The 20,350-nt window shown below is 64.8% G+C and carries 24 protein-coding genes; 9 read left to right on the top strand and 15 right to left on the bottom strand.

All coding sequences use genetic code 11. The features are described 5' to 3' along the window. Window positions 1–12 precede the first annotated feature (12 nt). From P8Q88_RS12400 to P8Q88_RS12445, 10 genes are all read right to left on the bottom strand, one after another. Window positions 13–1,479 (bottom strand): UDP-N-acetylmuramoyl-tripeptide--D-alanyl-D-alanine ligase, encoded by a 1,467-nt coding sequence (locus P8Q88_RS12400; protein WP_278324142.1) that lies wholly within the window; start codon window positions 1,477–1,479, stop codon window positions 13–15. Further along, complete coding sequence (locus P8Q88_RS12405) at window positions 1,476–2,951, bottom strand: UDP-N-acetylmuramoyl-L-alanyl-D-glutamate--2,6-diaminopimelate ligase (RefSeq protein WP_278324143.1); 1,476 nt, start codon at window positions 2,949–2,951, stop codon at window positions 1,476–1,478. The genes P8Q88_RS12400 and P8Q88_RS12405 overlap by 4 nt, the downstream gene beginning before the upstream one ends. Beyond that, a complete protein-coding gene (locus tag P8Q88_RS12410; RefSeq protein WP_278324493.1) occupies window positions 2,948–4,651 on the bottom strand; it encodes a peptidoglycan D,D-transpeptidase FtsI family protein in 1,704 nt (567 codons plus the stop codon). The genes P8Q88_RS12405 and P8Q88_RS12410 overlap by 4 nt, the downstream gene beginning before the upstream one ends. A gap of 62 nt (window positions 4,652–4,713) precedes the next feature. Next, window positions 4,714–5,220: a hypothetical protein gene (locus tag P8Q88_RS12415; RefSeq protein ID WP_278324144.1), complete on the bottom strand. Its 507-nt coding sequence runs from the start codon at window positions 5,218–5,220 to the stop codon at window positions 4,714–4,716. Continuing rightward, on the bottom strand, window positions 5,220–6,158 hold the full coding sequence (rsmH, locus tag P8Q88_RS12420; RefSeq protein ID WP_278324145.1) for a 16S rRNA (cytosine(1402)-N(4))-methyltransferase RsmH: 939 nt from the start codon (window positions 6,156–6,158) through the stop codon (window positions 5,220–5,222). The genes P8Q88_RS12415 and rsmH overlap by 1 nt, the downstream gene beginning before the upstream one ends. After that, a complete protein-coding gene (locus P8Q88_RS12425) occupies window positions 6,155–6,640 on the bottom strand; it encodes a division/cell wall cluster transcriptional repressor MraZ (RefSeq protein WP_278324146.1) in 486 nt (161 codons plus the stop codon). Before P8Q88_RS12425 ends, rsmH begins: the two co-directional genes overlap by 4 nt. A gap of 346 nt (window positions 6,641–6,986) precedes the next feature. Next, the gene (locus P8Q88_RS12430; RefSeq protein WP_278324147.1) at window positions 6,987–7,739 is read right to left on the bottom strand and encodes a Gldg family protein; all 753 of its coding nucleotides are present in this window, start codon (window positions 7,737–7,739) and stop codon (window positions 6,987–6,989) included. Further along, a complete protein-coding gene (locus P8Q88_RS12435) occupies window positions 7,720–8,064 on the bottom strand; it encodes a hypothetical protein (protein ID WP_278324148.1) in 345 nt (114 codons plus the stop codon). Before P8Q88_RS12435 ends, P8Q88_RS12430 begins: the two co-directional genes overlap by 20 nt. 52 nt (window positions 8,065–8,116) lie before the next feature. Continuing rightward, window positions 8,117–9,133, bottom strand: a complete 1,017-nt coding sequence (locus tag P8Q88_RS12440) for a cysteine synthase A (protein ID WP_278324149.1) — start codon at window positions 9,131–9,133, stop codon at window positions 8,117–8,119. 42 nt (window positions 9,134–9,175) lie between these two features. Then, entirely contained in the window at window positions 9,176–9,493 is a 318-nt protein-coding gene (locus P8Q88_RS12445; RefSeq protein ID WP_278324150.1) for a 2Fe-2S iron-sulfur cluster-binding protein, read from the bottom strand. A 91-nt stretch (window positions 9,494–9,584) separates the two neighbouring features. On the opposite strand from P8Q88_RS12445, the gene P8Q88_RS12450 reads away from it, so the two are divergent. Continuing rightward, window positions 9,585–10,202 carry a DNA-3-methyladenine glycosylase family protein gene (locus P8Q88_RS12450; protein ID WP_278324151.1) on the top strand — a complete coding sequence of 206 codons (618 nt, stop codon included), beginning with the start codon at window positions 9,585–9,587 and terminating at the stop codon, window positions 10,200–10,202. Window positions 10,203–10,225: 23 nt separating this feature from the next. Further along, complete coding sequence (locus P8Q88_RS12455; RefSeq protein ID WP_278324152.1) at window positions 10,226–11,032, top strand: SDR family oxidoreductase; 807 nt, start codon at window positions 10,226–10,228, stop codon at window positions 11,030–11,032. A gap of 6 nt (window positions 11,033–11,038) precedes the next feature. On the opposite strand, the gene P8Q88_RS12460 is transcribed toward P8Q88_RS12455, so the two are convergent. Further along, a complete protein-coding gene (locus P8Q88_RS12460; protein WP_278324153.1) occupies window positions 11,039–11,332 on the bottom strand; it encodes a 4a-hydroxytetrahydrobiopterin dehydratase in 294 nt (97 codons plus the stop codon). Window positions 11,333–11,402: 70 nt separating this feature from the next. On the opposite strand from P8Q88_RS12460, the gene ccmA reads away from it, so the two are divergent. Next, the gene (gene ccmA, locus P8Q88_RS12465) at window positions 11,403–11,984 is read left to right on the top strand and encodes a heme ABC exporter ATP-binding protein CcmA (protein WP_278324154.1); all 582 of its coding nucleotides are present in this window, start codon (window positions 11,403–11,405) and stop codon (window positions 11,982–11,984) included. After that, entirely contained in the window at window positions 11,981–12,634 is a 654-nt protein-coding gene (locus P8Q88_RS12470; protein ID WP_278324155.1) for a heme exporter protein CcmB, read from the top strand. The genes ccmA and P8Q88_RS12470 overlap by 4 nt, the downstream gene beginning before the upstream one ends. 4 nt (window positions 12,635–12,638) lie before the next feature. On the opposite strand, the gene map is transcribed toward P8Q88_RS12470, so the two are convergent. Both map and P8Q88_RS12480 read right to left on the bottom strand, forming a co-directional pair. After that, complete coding sequence (gene map, locus P8Q88_RS12475) at window positions 12,639–13,466, bottom strand: type I methionyl aminopeptidase (protein ID WP_278324156.1); 828 nt, start codon at window positions 13,464–13,466, stop codon at window positions 12,639–12,641. A 40-nt stretch (window positions 13,467–13,506) separates the two neighbouring features. Beyond that, entirely contained in the window at window positions 13,507–14,337 is an 831-nt protein-coding gene (locus P8Q88_RS12480; protein WP_278324157.1) for a polysaccharide deacetylase family protein, read from the bottom strand. A 46-nt stretch (window positions 14,338–14,383) separates the two neighbouring features. Here P8Q88_RS12480 and P8Q88_RS12485 point away from each other — a divergent pair, with 46 nt between their 5' ends. From P8Q88_RS12485 to glnA, 5 genes are all read left to right on the top strand, one after another. Continuing rightward, window positions 14,384–15,772 carry a leucyl aminopeptidase family protein gene (locus P8Q88_RS12485; protein WP_278324158.1) on the top strand — a complete coding sequence of 463 codons (1,389 nt, stop codon included), beginning with the start codon at window positions 14,384–14,386 and terminating at the stop codon, window positions 15,770–15,772. A 75-nt stretch (window positions 15,773–15,847) separates the two neighbouring features. After that, on the top strand, window positions 15,848–16,195 hold the full coding sequence (locus P8Q88_RS12490; protein ID WP_278324159.1) for an SH3 domain-containing protein: 348 nt from the start codon (window positions 15,848–15,850) through the stop codon (window positions 16,193–16,195). After that, a complete protein-coding gene (gene argC / locus P8Q88_RS12495) occupies window positions 16,192–17,133 on the top strand; it encodes an N-acetyl-gamma-glutamyl-phosphate reductase (protein ID WP_278324160.1) in 942 nt (313 codons plus the stop codon). The genes P8Q88_RS12490 and argC overlap by 4 nt, the downstream gene beginning before the upstream one ends. A 225-nt stretch (window positions 17,134–17,358) precedes the next feature. Continuing rightward, window positions 17,359–17,697, top strand: coding sequence for a P-II family nitrogen regulator (locus P8Q88_RS12500; protein ID WP_278324161.1), 339 nt, complete (start codon window positions 17,359–17,361; stop codon window positions 17,695–17,697). Window positions 17,698–17,764: 67 nt separating this feature from the next. Next, window positions 17,765–19,174 (top strand): type I glutamate--ammonia ligase, encoded by a 1,410-nt coding sequence (gene glnA / locus P8Q88_RS12505; RefSeq protein ID WP_278324162.1) that lies wholly within the window; start codon window positions 17,765–17,767, stop codon window positions 19,172–19,174. 252 nt (window positions 19,175–19,426) lie between these two features. Here glnA and P8Q88_RS12510 read toward each other — a convergent pair whose 3' ends face one another. Together P8Q88_RS12510 and P8Q88_RS12515 are read right to left on the bottom strand one after the other, a co-directional pair. Beyond that, the gene (locus P8Q88_RS12510; protein WP_278324163.1) at window positions 19,427–20,071 is read right to left on the bottom strand and encodes a hypothetical protein; all 645 of its coding nucleotides are present in this window, start codon (window positions 20,069–20,071) and stop codon (window positions 19,427–19,429) included. Beyond that, the gene (locus tag P8Q88_RS12515; RefSeq protein WP_278324164.1) at window positions 20,071–20,280 is read right to left on the bottom strand and encodes a helix-turn-helix transcriptional regulator; all 210 of its coding nucleotides are present in this window, start codon (window positions 20,278–20,280) and stop codon (window positions 20,071–20,073) included. The genes P8Q88_RS12510 and P8Q88_RS12515 overlap by 1 nt, the downstream gene beginning before the upstream one ends. Between the last annotated feature and the right edge of the window lie 70 nt (window positions 20,281–20,350).

A 20,350-nucleotide genomic window follows, 5' to 3' on the forward strand; every position in this document is an offset into this window, starting at 1 on the left:
GCCTCTTCGCGCCTATCCGGCGCGGGTGAAATGATCCACGAGCCGTCCGAGCCCGACCGAATTCGAGCCCTTGACCAGCACGGCATCGCCAGCGACGACGCCGAAATCCTCAAGCAAACCGATCGCCTCGTCGGCGGTTTCGCAATGCGCCCATGCTATCGGCTTGCCAAGCACGGCGCTCTGCGGTTTCCCCAGTTCGCGCGCGAGGGTGCGCATTTCCTCGCCCACCAGCACCGCGTAGTCGATATCGGCGGCCAGCAGCGGTTCGGCGAGGCCGGCATGGAACTTCGGCCCGAAATCGCCCAGCTCCTTCATCGAACCGAGCACAGCGATGCGGCGGCCCGAGGGCGTTTGCCCGAGCTGCGCAAGCGTGGCGCGCATGCTGGCGGGATTGGCGTTGTAGCTTTCGTCGATCAGCAAGGCCTTGCCACCGGGCACGTCGATCCCGTGGCGTGCGCCGCGCCCCTTGAGGCCGCCCATCTCGGCTAGAGCGAGACCTGCCGCGGCGAGATCGCCGCCGGCTGCACGAACTGCTGCCATCACCGCGAGCGAGTTGGCGACCCAGTGCTCACCCGGTTCTGCGACCGTGTAACACAGCCGCCCCTCGGGAAATTCACAGGTCACAAGGCTGCCGCCATTGGCGCTGGGAATGGCATCCAGCAGGCGCATGTCCGCATGGCGCGCGGTACCGAAGCTCACGACCTTGGCCCCTGCGCGCAGGGCAGCGAGCTTGAGCTGTTCGTAATGCGGCGTATCGGTGGGGATGACCGCGGTGCCGCCCGGCTCGAGGCCTTCGAAAATCTCGGCCTTGGCCGCCGCGATTGCCTGCATCGACCCCAGATTTTCGATATGCGCGGGAGCGATAGTGGTGATGACCGCGACATGCGGGCGGACCTGGGTGGTCAGTTCCTCGATCTCGCCGGCATTGTTCATGCCCATCTCGAAAATGCCGAAGCGGCTGCGCGCAGGCATGCGCGCCAGGCTGAGCGGCACGCCAACGTGGTTGTTGTAGCTGCGGATCGAACGGTGTGCCGCCCCGCGGCTGGCGCGTTCGAGGGCGGCGAAGATCGCTTCCTTGACGCCGGTCTTGCCGACCGATCCGGTGACGCCGATGATCTTGGCTTCGGTGCGGGACCGCGCCGCGCGGGCCAGCGCCTTCAGCGCTTCGGTGGTGTCTTCGACGAGGATATGCGGCCAGTCGACCGGACGATCCACGATGGCTCCGGCAGCGCCGTTCGCGAAGGCTTTGTCGAGGAAGCGGTGCCCGTCCATCGCCTCGCCCTTGAGCGCCACGAACAGGTCGCCATTCACGACATCACGGCTGTCCATTTCCACGCCGGCGACCTGGAAATCATGGCTGGCCTTACCACCGACGGCTTCGGCGATGCTCTTCGCGTCCCACAGCGTGAGTGGCAGGCGGTCGCGCGCATCGGCGGGCCATTCGACATAGGCCGGGTGCCGCAGGATCGCCGCGCTCATGCCCGGTCACTCGCAATTTGTGCCGCGCATTCACGCGCGACTTCGACATCGTCGAAGGGCAAAACCCGCATGTTGTCTCCCGACCCGATTATCTGACCCGTTTCGTGTCCCTTGCCCGCGACCAGGACGATATCGTCCGCGCCCGCCTCGGCGATGGCGGCAAGGATGGCCTCGCGACGCCCCCCTATTTCGCGTGCCTTGGGCGCGCCCTCAAGCACTTGCGCGCGGATATCCGCAGGATCCTCGCCACGGGGATTGTCATCCGTCACGATCACGAGGTCACTCGCCTTGGCGGCTGCTTCGCCCATGGGCGCGCGCTTGCCGTGGTCCCGATCGCCGCCGGCGCCGAAGACGGTAATGAGGCGCCCCGTGACATGCGGACGCAGGGCAGCGACCGCCGCCTCGAGCGCGTCCGGCGTATGGGCGTAATCGACATAGACCGGCGCACCGCTGGGGGAAATGACCGCGCGCTCCAGCCGTCCGCGGACAGGCTGCAGGCGAGCGACCGCATCCCAGACCTGCAAGGCCTCGTTTCCGGTCGCCAATGCCAGGCCCGCTGCGCACAGGGCGTTGGACACCTGATAGGCCCCGATCAGCGGAAGAGTGATCTTGCGTTCGTCCCCGGCATGCTCGACGCTCAGCACCTGACCCAGTTGCGTCGCTTCGCGCGAGGTCAGGCGAATATCGGCTCCCTGTTCGCCGACCGTCATCACGGAGAGGCCGCGCTTGCGGGCGTGCTCGACGACGCGCACGTTCCAGCCGCTTTCGCCCGAGCCCATCCAAACGACAGCCGTCGCAGTGTCGGAAACGACCTCGTCGAACAACCGCATCTTGGCCGCGAAATACTCTTCCATGCTGGCATGGTAGTCGAGGTGATCGCGGCTGAAATTGGTGAAGGCCGCCGCTTCGACGGGCACGCCCTCGTTGCGATACTGGGACAGGCCATGGCTCGACGCTTCATAGGCGACGTGGGTGACGCCTTCGCGGGCGAGGCCGCTGAGGTTCGCAAGGAAAGTCACGATGTCGGGCGTGGTCAGCCCGGTCGATACGCTCTCATCTGGCGTGGTGACGCCGAGTGTGCCGATGCTCGCCGCGCGTTCGCCGGTCATGCGCCAGATCTGGCGCGTCATCTCGACGGTCGAAGTCTTGCCGTTGGTCCCCGTGACTGCGACGATATGCTCCGGCACGGGCGTGTAATATTGTGATGCCAGTTTCGCGAATGCGCGGCGCGGCTGATCATCGGCGATGTGCACGGCTCCGGTCACGGTCGCTTCCGGCCGTGCGACCACCGCGATTGCGCCTGCCTCGATTGCGGCCGGAATGAAATCCTCGCCATTCACCCGCGCGCCTTGGAAGGCCCCGAAAACCGTGCCCGGCGCAACCTTGCGGTTGTCGATGGCAAAGCCGGTCACCTCGGCTTCGGCGTCGTCGCAATTCAAGCCGGCCGCAGCGCAAAGCTTGGCGAGTTTCATGCGCCGGCCTCCTTGATGAGGGGGCGGATGTCGGAAATGTCGACGTCGCGCGTTTCGTCCGGTCTCACCCCGAGAAGCGGGCCGATGCGGGGGACCAGCCGACCGACGATGGGTGCGGCAGTCCAGCCTGCCGTGCGCTGGAAGCTTGAAGCCACCGTGCCGCGCGGTTCGTCAAGCATGGTCACGACCACGAAGCGCGGGCGGTCCATGGGAAATGCGGCGGCGAACGTCGAAACCAGCGCAGTCTTGCGATAGCCGGCGCTGCCACCCGGCTTCTCGGCCGAGCCGGTCTTGCCGCCCACGCGATAGCCGTGGGCATCGGCATTCTTGCCGGTTCCGAAAACGGCGATCGCACGCATGAGCTGGCGCATGCGGCTTGAAGTCGAGGCCTTGAAGACGCGGCGGCCCTGGGGCGCCTCGCCGGGTTCAAGCTTGCGCAGGGTCGCCGGGCGCCAGATGCCACCATTGACCATCGCCGCATAGGCGCTCGCAAGATGCAGCGGCGTGACCGCAATACCGTGGCCATAGCTGACCGTCATGTTGCGCAGGCGCGGCCATTTCTCGCCCGGCCAGATCGGGAAACCCTTCGCCGGCAGCTCGATATAGGGCCGCTCGTTCATGCCCATGTCTATCATGTAGCGGCGCATGCGTTCCGGGCCCAGCTCGTCCGCGATGCGGGCGGTGACGGTGTTCGAGGAATAGATCAGTGTCTCGACCACGTTCAGGCTGGTGCCCTTGGGATGCAGATCCTTGATTGCGAAGCGGCCGACCTTCACCGGTGTCGCATCGTAGCGCTTGCCGAAATCGCGCACCACGCCGGCGTCGATGGCCGCCGCGATGGAGAGCGGCTTGAAGGTCGAGCCAAGCTCGTAAACCTGGTTGGTCACGCGGTTGAACATCAGTTCCTGCCCGCGCGCGTCGATCTTGTTCGGGTCGAATTCGGGCAGCGAAGCGAGCGCCAGCACCTCGCCCGTATCGACGTCCAGCACGATGCCGGCTGCGCCCTGCGCCGCGACGAGCTTCATGCCCCGGCGCAATTCGTCCTCCAGCGCGCCTTGCACTCGTGCATCGATCGAAAGCGGGATCGGCGTCCCGCGCGTCGCCGGATCGGCCAGCTGCGCGTCGAGCACCTGCTCCATCCCGACGCGGCCCTTGCCGTCCGCTGCGACATAGCCAAGGACGTGCGCAGCCATCGATCCTTGCGGATAGTGGCGATCGTTTTCCAGCGGCATTTCCAGCGCCAGTTCGCCGATTTCCTGTACCCGGTTCGCTTCTTCGGGCAGCACCCGGCGACGGATATAGCCCTGCTTGCCGGCAGCGAATTGGGCGGCGATCCGAGCCTCGTCGATATCGGGGAAGATGGCCTTGAGCCGCGCCGCGACATCCTTGGGATCGCGCACCAACGGCGCCCCGTCTTCGCCCATGGCGGTCGGGTTGAACCACAAGGCATAGGCGGGAAAGGCGCGCGCCATCGGCATGCCGTTGCGGTCGGTGATCTCCCCGCGCGCGGGCAGTAGCGCTTCCTCCAGCGAGGCCGCACGCAGCGAGCGATCCGACATTCCCAGATAGCCGATGCGAAGCAAAGCCGTGAGCGCGATGAAAGCGAACGCGAGAACGATCCACAGCACACGCCAGCGCGCCATCGTCAAAGCATGCTGGCGCAAAGTGACGAGCTGCACCCGGCTCGACGCCACCGCCATGCTTACCGCGCCATAGGGCCGGCCTCCGGTCGCGATTGCGGGACCGAAGCCCGAAAAGGCGTTCACTGGCCCACCTCGGCCACGACCGTGACCGCGCCGACCGGCTGGGTCAGGCGCTGTGCGAGATCACCGGCCACCAATTCGCGCCGGTCGTTGCGCGCCGTGCGAGCGGCGGGCGCATCGTCCTCTCCCAGCCAGTCGGCCAGCAGGCCCTGCTCCTCGCGCGGGGGACGATTCAGCGCCACGCGCACCGGCGAGGGCGCATCGACGCCGCGCGGCGTGCCGAGCGCGGCAAGCTGGCGCTCGCTCTCGAGATACTGGTCCGCCCGCGGGGGGCCGTATCCGAACTCGACCGCGTTCCAATTCGCCAGCTGCTGCTGGTTGGCGCGCGTCTGGAATTCGGTTTCCAGCATCATTTTTTCCTGCTGCGCCGCGATGATGCGCCGCTCGGTCAGGCGGACCTCGCTCTTGACCGCATTGACCTTGAAGGTGAGCGCAAGGAGCAGTCCCAGACAGACCGCGAGGATCAGGGCCCAACCGATCTGGCGCATGCGCGACCCGGCAACCATCACGCGGCCTCCCGCGCAGGAGTGGCCGTGCGCGTGGCATAGCGCAGCACGGAGGACCGGGCACGAGGATTGCGGGCGATTTCAGCTTCGCCCGGCTTGATCGCCTTGCTGACACGAGAGAAGACCGGATCGTCCTGCGCCGCCAGTGGGACGTGACGCGAGGCGCTCGGGGTTGAGGATGCCTCGCGCAGGAAGCGCTTGACGATCCGGTCTTCGAGGCTGTGGAAGCTGACCACCGCAAGGCGCCCCCCTTCGCGCAGCAGGTGTTCGGCAGCCGACAGGCCTTGGGACAGTTCGTCGAGCTCGCCGTTCACGTGAATTCTGATGGCCTGAAAGGTCCGGGTGGCCGGGTCCTTCTTGTCGTGCGGCTTAAAGCCCAGCGCCTTGCGCACGACCCTTGCCAGTTCGCCGGTCGTCTCCAACGGGCGTGCAGCCACGATCGCCCGCGCGACGCGGCGCGACTGGCGCTCCTCACCATACTGGTAGATGACGTCCGCGATCGTGCCCTCGTCTGCGGTGTTGAGGAAATCGGCGGCGCTTTCGCCCTCCTGGCTCATGCGCATGTCGAGCGGACCGTCGGCCGAAAAGGCGAACCCGCGAGCTGCCTGGTCGAGCTGCATGGACGATACGCCGATATCCATCACGATCCCGTCGACTCGCGCCACCCCGGCCGATGTCATGACGTCGAGCATTTCGGAGAAACGATGCGGGTGGAGAATAAGGCGCGGCGGGTTTTCCCCCGTCTCGCGCCAGGTGCGACCCGAAGCAATCGCATCGGGATCCCGGTCGAAGGCGTGCACGATTGCGCCGCGATCGAGCAACGCACGCGTATAGCCGCCCGCACCGAAGGTCGCGTCGATCACGACGTCGCCCGGCTGCGGGTCCAGCGCGTCGATCACCTCATCGAGGAGGACGGGAATATGGGGCGCCGCGCTCATTTGCCTTTCGCCTTTGCATCGGCGAGCAGGCTTTCGCAGGCGGCCTTGGCGCTCGCCCAGTCGTCGCCCATCTTGGCGAGCTCGTCAGGATTCCAGAGAGTGAAAAACCGTCCGCCGCCCTGGAAATAGAGGCCATCCTCGATCCCGGCGAGATTGCGCAAGTGCTCGGGCATGACGAAGCGACCGCTGTCGTCGAAGGGCATCTCAAGGAAGCCGAACAGCTGGCTGGCACGCGTGTCGCGGTCGAAATCCTTGCCGACGCGAACGGCGATCTCTTCTTCGCGGTCGAGCTGGGCGTCGAGTTCTTCCTTGCGGCTGAGGCCGAAGCCGACGAGGCAGTTCCACGTCGGGTGCTTCATCAGGCACAGGACGCGGCCGTCGCTGCTCTCCTTTACGGCCTTGCGGAACAGGGGCGGAAGCACAAAGCGGCCCTTGTCGCCCGAGGGCGAATAGGCCTGTCCGCTGTACCCTCCGAAAGACACTTACCCCGGTTCCCGATCTCGCGTTCGACATCCCCCTCGGACATGACTTCCTCCCCCTCGCCCACACGTGTGGGCGAGCTGCATCGCTTGCGGGCGATGCGCGCATAGACAGCCTTGTCCGAATGTTCCGTGGGTGTATCGCGGGACCGGCGGGGATGAAAGGGAAAATTGCGGGATTTCACGGGATAAACCCGCAAACTATTGTTTTATGGCATATTTTTCGCGCAAACGATCAAGGCAAATTCCTAACGCATTGCTAATGGCGATCTTGAAAAGACTAGCATTTTTCCCGCCAAAAGCAGGCTATCCCGAGATTTCCCCGACTCGCTCCCGCACATTCCCGCGCTCAGAAATCGAGCGCTGCGGCGACCAGGTTATCGAGCGAGCCAGCACGCCGCGGGGGCGGATCGCCCTCGCCCTCCCAGTCGAGGATCGCCGCATCGGCCAGCAGCGTCACCCGGCCATCGCCGACCAGGCATTGCGCGAGCACGCCGGTCTCCGAGACGTGACATTCGGACGGAGCGCCCGGTTCGACGCGGACGAATTGCCCGGGGAGGTTCACAGGAAACTGCCCGTCATAGGCTTCGACCCAGCGTTCGCCGACGGGCTGCGTCTCGTCGAACTGCAGTTCCAGCCCCCAGCGCTTGAGGATGGGCGAGATGAGCACGACGTCCTGCGGCCGCCGACGATCTCCGATCGAAAACTCGCTATGCCGGGTGAGCAGGGGATCCGCGAAAACGAGCAGTCGCCCGCCACCGCGTACCCATTCGTCCAGCGCCACGTTCTCCGACGGTGCCAGCGGCCGCGGCTGCGCCAGCAGCAGGCGATCATACTGCGCAAGGATTTCCGGCTCCAGCGCATCGACCGGCGTCAGGGTGAATCGGTATTCGAGTTGCGCGCGGACCCAGTCAGGGCCGCGCGCCTCGTCGATCAACGCCGCAAGGTCGCCGCCTTCTCCCCAATAGATGGGCAAGGTCGAGAAGAGAGCCAGTTCTGCCTTGCTCGTGTCTTCCGAGGCGGCCTTGGGCCCTATGCCACAAGCTGCAAGCGCAAGGCACAGGGCTGCGACCAGCCCCGCCCTATTCTGCAGGATCGACATCGCCGGCAGGCTCGGGTGCAGCGGACGACGGCGTTGCCGCCGGTGTGGCTACCGGTGTCGCGGGCAGGTCCGGCACGACGCCGGCTTCGACCAGCGGGTCGTTTTGCGGTGCCATCGCGCTCGGCTCGGTCGTGGGAGCGGCTTCGGGCACGGCGGTCGCATCGGTGCGGGCCGCCCGGTTGCTGACCACGCTGGCCAGCGCCACCAGCAGTATCATCAAGATCACGCCGGTCGCGCCGATCTGCAGGCGCTGGATGTTGCGTGCCCGCCGCGCGCTGCTGCCGGGCACCTCGGGCAGTTCGCCCGGCGCCGGCTTGCGGCTCATGTCGAAGAAGTGGCCCATGGAGCTTCGGGATAGGCCGGCAAGCCCGCCCCGGTCAATCGTCGCCCTGCAACCAGTCGAACACTGGCAGGCCCTTCGCCTCCAGCCAGTCAGCATCGTAAAGGGTCGAGAGATAGCGGAAACCGGTATCGCACAGGATGGTGGCGACACGTGGCTGTTCGCGTCCCTCCGTCACCAATTGCTTGCCGAGCGCAATCGCCCCGGCCACGTTTATGCCGGACGACAGCCCAAGGCACAGCCCCTCCTCGCGCAACAGGCGGCGGACCCAGACGAGCCCCTCCTCATCCGAAATGCGGAACTGCGTGTCGATCGGTGCGCCTTCGAGATTGGCGGTGATGCGCCCCTGCCCGATGCCCTCCGCCACCGAAGATCCCTCGGCCTTGAGCTCGCCATTGGCGAAATAATTGTAGAGCGCCGCCCCATGCGGATCAGTCAGCGCGATACACACGTTCTCGTCGAATTCCTTGAGGCCCATGCCGACCCCGGCGATCGTGCCGCCGGTTCCGGCAGCGCAAGTGAATCCGTCGATCCGGCCCTCCAGCTGCTGCCACAGCTCCTTCGCCGTACCCTCGATATGCGCTTTGCGATTGGCGGTGTTGTCGAATTGGCCCGCCCAGATCGCGCCCTCCGTCTCTTCCGCCATCCGGCGCGAGACGTGCTGGAAGTGGTTGGGATCGGCATATTTGGTCGGCGGCACCGTCACCAGTTCGGCGCCCAGCGCGCGGATCGTCTGCATCTTCTCGCGGCTCTGGTTGTCCGGCATCACGATGATCGTGCGATAGCCCAGCGCATTGGCCACCAGCGCGATGCCGATGCCCGTGTTCCCGGCCGTCCCCTCGACCACTGTCCCGCCGGGTTGCAGTTCGCCGCGCGCCTCCGCATCGCGAATGATGTAGAGCGCGGCCCGGTCCTTCACCGAGGCGCCGGGATTGGCGAATTCGCATTTGCCGTAGATGTCGCAGCCAGCTTCGGCACTTGGCCCCTCGAGACGCACGAGCGGGGTGTTGCCGATGAGGTCGAGCGTATGCTCGCGAACGGGAATTGTGGTCATGGTCTGCGAGTTAGGCGCAGGGTCTCGACCGCGCAAACAACATCAATCTTCAGGCGCGATAGTAACCTTCAGCCCGTCGAGCTCTGCGGTGAAGGGGATCTGGCAAGACAGGCGGGACGTGGGTTCGCGATGCTCGGTGGATTCGAGCAGATCGTCCTCGTCCTCGCTCATCTCGGGCAGCTTGTCCGCAAAGGCGGCATCCACATGGACGTGGCAGGTCGCGCAGGAACAACAGCCACCGCACAAGGCCAGCAGTTCGTCGAAGCCGTTGTCGCGAATGGCCTCCATCACGGTCAGGCCGTCCTCGACCTCGATTTCGGAGGTGTCGCCTTCGCGGGTGGTGACGATCAGCTTCGGCATTCGGACTATCCTCGGTTGCAAAGGGCCACTGGCCCGACCTATGCGGGCGGCTGCTATTCAATCGGACGCGGGAAGGCAAGCGCGCGACACCATGGGCCTGACAAACGCACAATTGCGCGAGCATCTCGATACGGTCGCGCAGAAGGATGGTGTGGTCGCCGCCGCACTGGAAAGGTGCGGCTACCCCGAGGAGAGGATCAGGCCGACCGGCTACCGGACTCTCCTGCGCACCATCGTCGGGCAGCAGGTCAGCGTCGCCGCGGCAGCCTCGGTGTGGAACAAGCTCGAGGCAGAACTGGGCGAGGACATGCTGCCGCAAGAGCTTCTGGCGCGCGATTTCGACACCTTGCGCGCCTGCGGCCTGTCGCGCCAGAAACAGGGCTATGCCCGCTCGCTATGCGAATTGGTGGCGAGCGGCGAGCTTGGCCTTGACGACCTGCCCGAGGATGACGAGGCGGCGATTGCCGAGCTGACGCGGATCAAGGGGATCGGTCGCTGGTCGGCGGAAATCTACCTGCTTTTCGCGGAAGGCCGCCCGGACATCTGGCCCGCCGGCGACCTGGCCGTGCAGGAAGCGGTGGGGCGCCTGCTCGCACTGCCGGCCCGGCCGAGCGAAAAGGAAACCCGCACGCTGGGAGAGCAGTGGCGGCCCCATCGCGGCGCGATGGCGATTTTCACCTGGCACACTTACAACAATGCCGCGCTTTGACAGGCGCAATCATGGAGAGAGACATGGCGGACCGTAAAGCGATCTTCATCACCGGCGGCGGGTCGGGCATCGGCCGTGCGGTCGCGACCTATTTCGGCGCACGCGACTGGTTCGTCGGCGTAGGCGATATCGACCAGGCGGGCATGGACGAGACGCTCGGCGAAATCGGCCACGGCTTCACCTATGCCCACAAGTTCGACGTGCGCGACCGCGCGGCATGGGACGAGGCGCTCGACAGCTTCGCGACCGCCGCGGGCGGGCGGATCGACGTCGTCTTCAACAACGCCGGCATACCGATCGGCGGCTCGTTGATCGAGAACTCGACCGAAGAGATCGAGCGCTGCCTCGATATCAATCTCAAGGGTGTGCTGTTCGGGGCGCAGGCCGCCTATCCGCACCTCAAGAAAACAGCGCCCGGATCCTGCCTGCTCAATACGGCAAGCGCGGCGGGAATTTACGGCACGCCCGGTGCCAGCGTTTATTCGGCGACCAAGTTCGGCGTGCGCGCGATCACCGAAAGCCTCGACGGCGAATGGGCGGAAGACGGGATCAAGGTCCGCTCGCTGATGCCCAGCTTCATCGACACCCCGCTGCTCGACCACACGCCGAACGCTCAGACCAACGAGGGCATCCGCCAGCGCGTGACGGAGGCGGGGCTGGAGATCACCCCGGTGCTCGAAGTTGCGCAGGCCGCGTGGGACGCGGTGCATGGCGAAAAGCTGCACACGACCGTCGGCAAGACGGCAAGGCAAATGGCCTTCGCGGCGCGCTGGCTGCCCGGCCGCGTCCGCAAGCAGACCCGCGCGAGTGCCCGGCCGCTGGGCCGGTAGGCGCGCCTAGCCCAGCAGCGCGTCGATCTTGCGCGCCATCTTCACGTCGCGCAGGCTCAGCCCGCCCGCATCATGGGTGGTCAGAGTGATTTCGACTTTGTTGTAGACGTTGAACCACTCGGGATGATGGTCGCGCTTCTCCGCGATCAGCGCGACGCGCGCCATGAAGGCGAAGGCTTGCGAGAAATCGTCGAATTCGAACTTGCGCTCGATTGCATCGCCGTCGCGGGCTTCCGACCATTCGGGCAGGGCGCTCAGCCACGACTTGCGCTCTTCCTCGCTCAGCTTCTCGACCGACATTCGATACATCCTCTCTCGCCCTCGTCACCTCGCTTGTGACAGGCGCGGCTTTTGCCTATCGCTGCGCGCCATGCAAGCCCGCCTCGCCGCGACCGACCTTTCCTGCCGCCGCGGCGACCGCCTGTTGTTCAGGGCCTTAGATTTCCAATGTGACAGCGGTGCGGCACTGCTCATCTCCGGCGCCAACGGCATCGGCAAATCGAGCCTGATGCGTATTCTGGCGGGACTTTTGCGCCCCTTCGCCGGCGCGGTCGAGCGGCATGGCAATCTCGGCCTCGTCGACGACCGGCTGGCCTTGGACGAGGCCCTACCGCTCGGCAAGGCGCTGGCCTTTTGGGAGGCGATCGACGGCTGTCGCGATGCGGGCCGGGCGCTGGAGGTCCTCGACCTCATCGACCTGCTCGACGTGCCGGTGCGCTACCTCTCGACCGGTCAGCGCAAGCGGGCCGCGCTCGCTCGGCTGCTCAATCGCAACTGCCCGATCTGGCTACTCGACGAGCCGCTGAACGGGCTCGATACTCAAGCGCAGAAAGCCTTTGAGGCGCTGATTGCCTTGCATTGCGGCGGAGGCGGCATTGCGGTGGTCGCGTCGCACCAACCGATCGCCCTGCCCTCCCCGCAAGAAATCGAGCTCGCGGAGTTCGTTGCATGATCGGCGCGCTGCTGCGCCGCGATCTCGGCCTGCTGCTGCCCGGCGGGCGCGGCGGTACAGGCGTGCTGCCGCTGCTGTTTTTCCTGGCCGTCGCAATGCTCTATCCCTTCGCCGTGGGCCCAGACGCGCAATTGCTGGCGAGGACCGGGGGCGGCGTCATCTGGGTCGCAGCGCTCCTGGCAGCGATCCTGCCACTGGAACGGCTCGTCAGCGCAGACCTTGAAACAGGCGTATTCGACCAGTTGCACCTGCGCGGCGTCAGCGAGGAGCTGGCCATGGCCTCGCGTCTGCTGGCCCACTGGCTCGCCTTTGCGCCGCTGCTTTTGCTTGCGGCCCTGCCCGCAGCCGCGCTGCTCGGCCTGAGCGGGGAAACCCTGCAGACCGTGGTTCTCGGTTTGCTGGCAGGCACACCCGGCCTGGCCGCCGTCGGATTGATCGTCGCGGCGCTCACCGCGTCATTGCGCGGCGGCGCGGCGCTCGCCGGGCTCATGGTAATACCCCTCGCCGTGCCCATCCTCATTTTCGGCGCGGGCGCACTGTCGCGGCCCGACACGAGCGGCCTGATCCTTACCGCGGCAATCAGTCTCGGTCTGTGCGCGATCGCGCCTTTCGCAGCGGGCGCGGCGATCAGGTCGGCGCGCGAGGGCTGACCTGTCAGTAGGGCGGCTTGTGCAGCCCTTTCGGACTTTCGGTGAAGACTTCCACACCGTCCTCGGTAATTGCGATCGAGTGCTCGAACTGCGCTGACAGCGACTTGTCGCGCGTCACCGCGGTCCAGCCGTCACGCAGGATCTTTGCATGCGGGCGACCGAGGTTGATCATCGGCTCGATGGTGAAAAACATGCCCGGCTTGAGCTCCGGCCCGGTTCCGGCGCGCGCGGCGTGAATCACTTCGGGCGCGTCGTGGAACAGGCGGCCGAGGCCGTGGCCGCAGAACTCCTGCACCACACCATAGCGGAACTGCCGCGCATGCGCTTCGATCGCGGCGCCGATATCGCCGAGGCGGGCACCGGGCTTGGCCGCCGCATCGATCCCCAGCATCAGGCACTGGTAGGTCACATCGACGAGCTTCTTCGCCTTGAGCGCGGGCTCCCCGGCATAGAACATGCGGCTGGTATCGCCGTGCCAGCCGTCGAGCAGCGGCGTGACATCGATATTGACGATGTCGCCGTCCTTCAGGGCCTTTTCGCTCGGGATGCCGTGGCAGATGACGTGGTTGATCGAGGTGCAGCAGCTATGCGCATAGCCGCGATATCCCATCGTGGCCGGCACCGCGCCTGCATCCAGCGTCATCCCGCGCACGAGATCGTCGATCTCCCCGGTCGTCACGCCGGGCTTCACGAAAGTCGTCAGTTCGTCGAGGATTTCCGCCGCCAGCCGACCGGCCTTGCGCATGCCTTCGAAGCCATCGGCCCCGTGCAGCTTGATGGTCCCGTCGCGATAGACGGTCTGGTCGCCTTCGATCACCTGATATTCTGTCATCCGCGCGACATAGCGATTGGCGCCATGAATTGCGAGGGGATCAGCGCTTCACACTGAAGGCACGGGCATATTCCGGCTTCACAGCGTCGATGATGCTGGCGGTGACCGGGAAATCGAGTTCATAGTCACCTTCGGCATACGAGCCGGCGACATAGGGCCCGAAATATACGGCGATCCGGTCAAAGGTTTCGCCGTTGGAAGACCCGACCAGGATCGATGCCTCGTCCAGCCCCGGGCAATCGTTCGGCCATTCTCCGTTGCGATCGACCGGCCCGCCGCGCCGTTTCGCGCGGGCATCGTTCAAAGCATCGCACAATTTGGCACCCAAGGCCTTTTCGAGGTCGACCGCAGAATTGAAAAGGTCGATACCCTTCATCCCGCTGCCGGCCTGCTTGTCCCAGACCATCGAGCTCTTGCCATGATTTCCATGCGCCCCGCCGGTGTAAAGATAAAGATCGGCGCTGAGGCTCAGCCAGTCGGGCAGGTCTGCCACCACCAACCATTTCTTCTCAAATCCGCGATTGCGGCAGGAAGTGCAGTCGGGCGGGGAATCCGCTATCGCACTCTGCCACTCGTCCTTCTGTTCGGCGAGCTGCGTATCGCGCTCTTCCTCAAGCCGAGCGGCAAGCGCGGGAATCGCGGATACCTCGGCGGGCCAGCTATAGGAAAAGGCCCGGGTATCGCCCGCGTCGTCCGAATTGTCCTCGAAGCTTACGGCTTTGAAATCCTTCGCATTACCCGTCGCTGTGGCGCTTGCCGTGGCCTGCGCGACCGGGCGATCCGCAACGCCCGCCTTCTCGGCATACTCGGCTGGATCCGAACAGGCCGCACTCGACAGGGCGAGGGAAATCAGGAACAGGGACGCGCGCATCGCGATTTCCTTTGCGACAGACAACAGATCCGGGGACCCGCCAAATATGGCCGACAAGACGCCGCTAATCCAGCCCGACCGTGGCCAGGACGCTATCGCCATCCACCTTGTCAACAAGGATGGCTTCGCCGAATGGGCAAAATCCCTCTCCGCCGGACAGCGGGCAGCATTGGAGGCACAGAAGTTCGACGGTAGCGGCTATCAGGTCGGCATCGTACCCGATGGCGACGCTTGGTTCGCGGTCGGTGGCGTGGCCAATCCCGACGAGCTGTCGAGCTGGTGCATGGCCAAGCTGGCCGAAGTGCTGCCCGAAGGAACCTATCGCCGGGCAACGGGCGAGCCGGGGCCCGCGCTGCACGGCTGGCAAACTGCGCAATATTCGTTCGAGCGTTACAAGAAGCCCGAAAAGCCGGTGGGGCCGCGCGTTCTGCTGACCAAGGATGCCGGCAGGATCGACGCCGCCATCGCGGAGGCGCAAGCCGTTTGCCTCGTGCGCGACCTCGTCAACACACCGGCAGAGGACATGGGCCCGGCCGCACTCGAGGATGCTTGCGAAACGCTCGCCAAAACCCATTCGGCGAAACTCGCGGTCACCCGCGGCGATGCTCTGGAGCAGGACTATCCGATGGTCCACGCGGTGGGCCGCGCCGCCGCGCGCTACCATGCACCGCGGATCATGCACCTGACCTGGGGCAAGGAAAGCGACCCCGTGCTCGCCATTGTCGGCAAGGGCGTATGCTTTGATTCCGGCGGGCTGGACGTCAAGAGCGCAACCGGCATGAAGCTGATGAAGAAGGACATGGGGGGCGCCGCCCATGCCATCGCGCTTGCCGGGCTGGTGATGCAGGCGGGGCTGAAGGTGCGGCTTCACCTCCTCGTGCCCGCAGTGGAGAACGCGATCGCCGGCAACAGCTTTCGCCCGGGCGACGTGCTGAAGACCCGCAAGGGGCTGACGGTCGAGATCGGCAATACCGATGCCGAAGGCCGCCTGATCCTGGGCGATGCCCTGACCCGCGCGAGCGAGGAAAAGCCCGACCTGATCCTTGATTTCGCCACCTTGACCGGGGCTGCCCGCGTGGCGCTTGGCCCGGATTATCCCGCGCTGATGACGCGTCGTGACGAGACCGCCGCCGCACTCATCGAGGGAGGCAAGGCGAGTGATGACGAGCCCTGGCGCCTCCCCCTGCCCGAAGCCTATCGCGAGTGGCTCGCCTCCGATATTGCAGATATGAACAATGCCCATGGCAATGCTTATGCCGGGGCAAGCGTCGCCGGCCTGTTCCTCGACAAGTTCGTCGGCGAGGGAATCGATTGGGCGCATTTCGACACCTTTGCGTGGCGTCCCTTTGCCAAGCCTGGCCGGCCCAAGGGCGGCGATGCCTACGGCCTGCGGGCAAGCTGGCATATGCTCAAGACGCGCTATGGCGGGACATGATCGGGGCAAATCTTGCGGGATCGCGCAGGCGCGGCTAAGCGCGCGCAAACCATTCGCATCGGATCATCGAGAAGCGTGACTTCCCCTGCCCGTTACAGCCTGCCCGATGGCATTGTCGGCCTGAAAGGTCCGATCGAGCGTCCCGCGCCCGGTACCCTGCCGCTGCGCGGCGATCTCGCGCACATCGCGCTCGCCGGAAGGTTTCTGGCGGCCCATTACGTCATTCCCCAGCAGCGCCGTGTCGCCGACAGTGCTGTAACGCTCAAGCTCGCCATGCGCGATGATGCGGGCGATGGCGCCACATTGTCGCCGGGCACCGCGGTGGAATTGCTCGACGTGGCGGGCGACTGGGCGTGGATCGCATGCGGGCCCGAAGGCCCGAGCGGCTACGTCCACCTCGAAACGCTCGCCCCGGCGGAGTGACGCACAGGGTTTTCATCGACGGTGCGGCAGGCACCACGGGCCTCGAGATTGCCGACCGGCTAAAGGATCGCACCGAATTCGAGCTGGTGCGGCTCGGCGATGAGCAGCGCAAGGACAGCGGCGCTCGCCGCGAGGCCTTAAACGAGTGCGACATCGCCATCCTGTGCCTGCCCGACGATGCCGCTCGCGAAGCGGTGGAGCTGGTCGATCCGGGCAGCCGCACGCGCATCATCGACGCGTCAAGTGCTCATCGCACCGTCGAGGGCTGGTGCTATGGATTTCCCGAACTGCTCGGGCAGGATCGCATTGCGAACGCCCGGCGGGTCAGCAATCCGGGCTGCTATCCGACGGGCTTTCTGGCGCTTGTCGCGCCGCTGGTGCGCGATGGCCTCCTGCCGGCCGACTGGCCCTATACCGTCAACGCCGTCAGCGGTTATTCGGGCGGAGGCAAGGCGTTGATCGAACGTTTCGCCACGCATTGCGACATCGCGTTTCGCGCTTATGGACTTGGTCTCAACCACAAACATTTGCCGGAAATGCAACAGCATGCCGGCCTCGCGCACCCGCCGGTTTTCTCGCCATCCGTCATCGCGGCGATGCGCGGCATGATTGTCGATGTGCCGCTTCCGCTCGAGGCGATGGATGGCGCTCGATCGGGCGGCGCTTTGCGCGACGCGCTCGCGCAATTCTATTCCGAGGCACAGTTGGTCCGGGTGCAAGGCAGTGACGAGCCTGTCGCCGAACTCCTGCTGCATGAGGGCGCCGAAGCATGGGACAGCCTCGATCTCTGGGTGTTTGCCAGTGACGACGGCAGCCAGGCGCGGCTGGTCGCCCGGCTCGACAATCTCGGCAAGGGCGCCAGCGGCGCTGCGGTCCAGAACCTCAACCTGATGTGCGGACTTTCGGAAACGGCCGGGCTGCATCTGCCCAAATTTTAGGCATAAAACGACCGGGCATTGAGCAGGTGTTCGAGGCAGCATCGACCGGATTGCCGATAGTCACGTGTTTCGAGGCCATTTCTATCGTGTCTCGCCCTCAAATCTTGCTGAATCTGTCGCGGCAGTCCAATCAGCGCTTTGGCATGATTCTTGGAACATCGCGCACAGGCGCGGGTTCGATTTATCGAAGCGCATGACATTTCGGCAGGCGGGGCTCTACCAAGCGTGAAAAAGATCGAAGCGATCATCAAACCCTTCAAGCTCGACGAGGTGAAGGAGGCGCTGCACGAGATCGGCGTGTCCGGCATCACCGTGACCGAGGCGAAGGGCTTCGGCCGGCAGAAAGGCCATACCGAGCTTTATCGCGGCGCCGAATATGTCGTCGATTTCCTGCCCAAGGTGAAGCTCGAGGTGGTCGTCCCCGACGAGCTATCCGAACGCACCGTCGAAGCGATCGCCGCCGCTGCCCAGACCGGGCGCATTGGCGACGGGAAGATTTTCATCTCGCCTGTGGAAGGCGCGCTGCGCATCCGCACGGGCGAAAAGGATAACGACGCAATCTGAGACCGGGTGCGGCGCGTCGAACCGGCCGCCAGCCCCCACCATGAAGTTCAAGAGAAAGGCATTACCAATGGCAAGTGCGAAGGACGTCCTCAAGCAGATCAAGGACGAAGGTATCGAGTGGGTCGACCTGCGCTTCACCGATCCGAAGGGCAAGTGGCAGCACCTGACCATGGTCGCCAAGACGCTCGATGAGGACCAGCTCGAAGACGGGCTGATGTTCGACGGCTCGTCCATTGCCGGCTGGAAGGTCATCAACGAGAGCGACATGATCCTCAAGCCCGACCTCGACCGGGTCTATGTCGACCCGTTCAGCGCCGAGCCGATGCTGATCGTTTTCTGCGACATCGTCGAGCCCTCAACCGGCGAATGGTATGCACGCGATCCCCGCTCGACCGCCAAGCGCGCAGAGGCTTTCCTCAAATCGACCGGCATCGGCGACACCATCTATGTCGGCCCGGAAGCCGAATTCTTCATGTTCGACGACGTGCGATTCGAGGACGGCTATGCCGGTTCCGGCTACGCGATCGACGATATCGAACTGCCGACCAATAGCGGCAAGGAATACGAATCAGGGAACATGGCGCACCGTCCGCGCGCCAAGGGCGGCTACTTCCCCGTCGCCCCGGTCGACAGCGCCGTCGACATCCGCGGCGAGATGGTCGCGACAATGATCGAAATGGGCCTCAATTGCGACAAGCACCATCACGAAGTGGCCGCCGCGCAGCACGAGCTGGGCCTTACCTTCGGCACGCTGGTCGAAACCGCCGACAATATGCAGATCTACAAGTATGTCGTGCATCAGGTCGCTCACGCTTATGGCAAGACGGCGACCTTCATGCCCAAGCCGATCAAGGACGATAACGGTTCGGGTATGCACACCCACATGTCGATCTGGGACGATGGCAAGCCCACCTTCGCGGGGAACCAGTATGGCGGTTTGAGCGAAAATTGCCTCTACTACATTGGCGGCGTCATCAAGCACGCCAAGGCGCTGAACGCCTTCACCAACCCGACCACCAACAGCTACAAGCGCCTGGTGCCGGGGTTCGAGGCGCCCGTGCTGCTGGCCTATTCGGCTCGCAACCGGTCTGCGTCGTGCCGCATTCCCTATGGCGCGGGCGACAAGGCGAAGCGCGTGGAGTTCCGCTTCCCCGACGCGATGGCCAACCCGTATCTCGCCTATGCCGCGCTGCTGATGGCCGGCCTCGACGGGATCACCAACAAGATCCACCCGGGCGAAGCGATGGACAAGAACCTCTACGACCTGCCGCCGGCAGAGCTCGCCGAAGTTCCGACCGTGTGCGGGTCGCTGCGCGAAGCTCTCGAAGCCTTGCAGGCCGACCACGAATTCCTGCTGAAGGGCGACGTGTTCACCAAGGACCAGATCGACGCCTATTGCGAATTGAAGTGGGAAGAAATCCTGCGTGTCGAAACCACGCCCTGCCCGGCGGAGTTCGACATGTATTACAGTGCTTAACCTTTTCAGGTCATAGCGCCGAAATCACCGAGGGGGCGTCCGGAGCGATCCGGGCGCCCTTAATCTTTGTTGGGTCCCGGCACAGCGCATCCAAGTTCTCCGGACGGCCTCTTCGCCGAGATTCCAACCAGACAAGATCTCGCCGATTTCCAAGCCTTTGCGATGACACATTGCCAAGCCGATCATGGTGACTTCTCGCGGTTACCGAGCGGGTGTCCTCTTTCTCATTCCGGTAATACCAGAATAGCGTGTCTAAGCTTCGATCAGGCCGCGTCGCGCTCCCGCCCAAAACGAGGCGACCAGTGAAACGACCCAGAAGATCGTGACCAGCTCGATCATGCCCGGGGCCGCGACAAGGCTGGAGTGGGCCAGCGCGGCCCAGCCACAAATCACAACAATCAGAAGGCCGTAACTGATCGCGACCGCTTCAAGCGTCGCGAGCTTCATGAATTCGTCGAGCATCGGCAGGCCCACGGCATAAAGTGCGAGGCCGGCGACGGTAAGGCCGCAAAACACCAGCGCGCCGGTCGAAGCTGCTATCGGGGCAGAATCACCCGACAGCGCCAGGATCGCCAGCGCAGCGCCGAAGAGGATCGCGACGGCCGCCTGATTGAGATAGAGCCCGCGGGAATCGCGCAGATCATCTTCATTTACACCGTTCAGGATGATCGCCCCCGCTTTGGGAGACAGCGTTCCAATCGCAATGAGCACACCGATCAGGACATAAATTCCAGCGACGGCCATCGCGACGACGGCAGATTGAGACGGCGTGCTCCCCGCCCCGATCCACACATCGATTTCGCTGCGTCCGAGGGCTTTGCCCAGGAAATAGCCAGCAACTGCGCTCGCGGCGACGAGACCGAAGAATGTCCATCCCTTAGATTTCGACTGTGCCATCAATCTTGCTCCGGTTCCCATTCGTCGATGAACAATTCAGGCACCGGCACGCCGAAGATTTTCGACATGCGCAATGCCAGCGGCAAGGAAGGATCGTATTTGTCCGTCTCGACCGCGTTGATCGTCTGGCGCGATACGCCGAGCCGCCGAGCAAGCTCGCCCTGGCTCCAGCCCTTCGCCTCTCTATAATCTCGCAGCCGGTTGTGCACGAATCCTGTCCTTGCCTGTAAAGAGGTCTTTACTGTAAAGAACTCTTGTCAGTCAAGAGCTCTTTACAGG

Source organism: Qipengyuania marincola (genome assembly GCF_029688625.1).
In the GTDB taxonomy this organism is placed as follows: Bacteria; Pseudomonadota; Alphaproteobacteria; order Sphingomonadales; family Sphingomonadaceae; genus Qipengyuania.